4 protein-coding genes are annotated in these 2,142 nt (G+C 72.3%); all 4 read left to right on the forward strand.

Features of this window, described 5'->3' with window-relative positions:
* Nucleotides 1-174: DUF3140 domain-containing protein (locus tag CCN42_RS35345; RefSeq protein ID WP_143662135.1), on the forward strand; the 174-nt coding region annotated here is incomplete at its 5' end.
* Between the two features lie 354 nt (nucleotides 175-528).
* Entirely contained in the window at nucleotides 529-723 is a 195-nt protein-coding gene (locus tag CCN42_RS35350) for a hypothetical protein (RefSeq protein ID WP_086741458.1), read from the forward strand.
* 34 nt (nucleotides 724-757) lie between these two features.
* Complete coding sequence (locus tag CCN42_RS43515) at nucleotides 758-928, forward strand: hypothetical protein (protein WP_169731584.1); 171 nt, start codon at nucleotides 758-760, stop codon at nucleotides 926-928.
* Between the two features lie 292 nt (nucleotides 929-1,220).
* The coding region (locus CCN42_RS35355; RefSeq protein ID WP_245877614.1) for a PP2C family protein-serine/threonine phosphatase at nucleotides 1,221-2,142 on the forward strand (922 nt) is incomplete at its 3' end.

Here is a 2,142-nt window from a genome sequence, read left to right on the forward strand (position 1 = left end):
ATCCTGGACATCCTGCGGACGAACAAGGGTGACCTCTCGGACGACGACTACCAGCACATGCGGAAGGTCGTCGGCTACATCCGGCGGCATGTCGCTCAGCGGCCCTCGGGCGACGTTCGGGACACCCGGTGGCGGCATTCGCTGATGAACTGGGGCCACGATCCCCTGGGGTGACCCGAGACGGACACGCGGCGCCGAGGGACCACGAGGTGGCGCCGGCGCGCGCTCCGCACGCCACGACCGCCCCTGCGGCTCAAGTCGGCACGCCATCCGGAGCGCGCCGCCTTCCCGCCCGGCCGGCAGAGGCTGCTGGAGCGTTCTCGCAGCGCACAACGCCGCCGGACCCGTGCTGGCGGCGGCGCGGCGACTCCCGGAGAGCGGCGGGTACGCCGATGTGACCGAGGTCGTGAAAGCGCCCCTGGCGAGCCCACGGGGGTGAATGTTGCCGCTGAACATCTCGGACGGATTGCGTGCGCTACCCGTCTGATCGGCAAGTGTTCCGGCGAACAGGTGAAGCGAGGAGCGCCGATGCCGAACCCGCAACAGCCCGAGCTGCGGCGCAGTGACAAGGGGGCGGGCACTCCGCAGGACAGCCAGTCCCGCAAGGCGGCGCAGGCCGCCCATGAGGGCGGCGGCCGCGCCCATGGCACGGACCGCGGGAACAAGGGCGGAGGCAAGGGCGGCGGTACGCCTCCGGAGCAGCAGCCGGACCACCCGGCCTGAGCCCGCCGCGTGGAGCAACGAGCGAGGAGAAGTAGTGACCGTTCCCGAGGAGAACCGCCCGAAGACGACGTCCACCGACGACGTCATCGAGACGCCCCGCGAGAAGACGACCGCCGGGCAGGGTGACGGCGCCACCGGACGCACCATGCGGGAGGCGATGGAGGAAGCCGGGCTGAGCCCGGACGACGTGCGCGACGAGACCTGACGCCATCGGCAGCGGACCCGCCCCGGCGGATACGCGGGCGCACCGGTCGTTCGCCGGGGCCGGCGCGCCGCTTTGCCACGCCCCTCGGGTCGACGACGTCGGACACCGCGGGGGAGGGGTACCGATGGCGCGCGGCACATCGAGAACCTGGCCCCACAGGTCCAGCTTGTGACCGGCGCACCGTGGCGCACGGGGCAAAGTCCCCGCTGCCGAGGTGACTCAGGAGTTGCGGGCGCACACTGGGAAGTGGGTCGCGACGTCCCCTGGCCGGGCGGCGGAAGGGGAAGCAGCGGTGACGGACCGGGACACGGGCTCATGGCGGATGCTCGCCGGACTGCTGGCGAACAGCCACCTGACGCCCTTCGAGCTGCTGCCCGCACGCATCACCGCGCACGCCCGGGCCGCCGGGCTCGGTGACGTACGGATCTACCTGGGGGACCTTCAGCGCCGGGTGCTGAGGCTGCTGACCGGGGGTGGCCCGGGCGCCGGCCATGACGAGGAGTCGCCCGAGCGGGAACTGACCGTCGAGGGATCGGTGGCCGGGCGGGCGTACCAGTACGGCCACATCGTCCCCCTGAGCAGCGGAGAGGACGGCTGCCACCCGTGCTGGGTGCCCCTGCTGAACGGCACGGAGCGGCTGGGCGTGATGCGGGTGACGTCGCAGGACGACGACGAGCGCGCCCGGGAGGACATGCTGGCGCTGGCAGGGCTGGTCGCCATGCTGGTGGTCGGCGGCCGCGACACGAGCGATCACCATGCCCGCCTGACCCGCAGCAGCCCCATGAACGTGGCCGCGGAGATGCAGTGGCAGCTGATGCCGCCGCGCACGTACGCCGACGGCCGGGTGGTCATCGGTGCCGTGATGGAGCCGGCCTACCAGGTCAGCGGCGACGCCTTCGACTACGGCACCGCCGACGACCTCGTGCACCTGTCCCTCTTCGACGCCATGGGCCACGACACGGCAGCCGGTCTGACCGCCAACCTCGCCATGGGCGCGTGCCGCAACCACCGCCGGCAAGGAACGCGCCTCGCCGACCTGGGGGACGCCATCGAGGGCGTCCTCCTTCGACAGTTCGGGCCCAGCCGCTACGTGACCGGCGTCCTGGCCGACCTCGATACGTCGAACGGCGTTCTGACCTGGGTGAACCGCGGCCATCACCCGCCGCTCGTCATCCGTGACGGCCGCTGGGCCACTCAGCTCCACTGCCCTCCCG

This window comes from Streptomyces glaucescens, assembly GCF_002154375.1.
Lineage (GTDB): Bacteria > Actinomycetota > Actinomycetes > Streptomycetales > Streptomycetaceae > Streptomyces > Streptomyces glaucescens.

Excerpts from the sequence above, each read along its gene's own strand:
- CCN42_RS35350 (WP_086741458.1), top strand. The coding sequence starts at position 529 with ATGCCGAACCCGCAACAGCCCGAGCTGCGGCGCAGTGACAAGGGGGCG.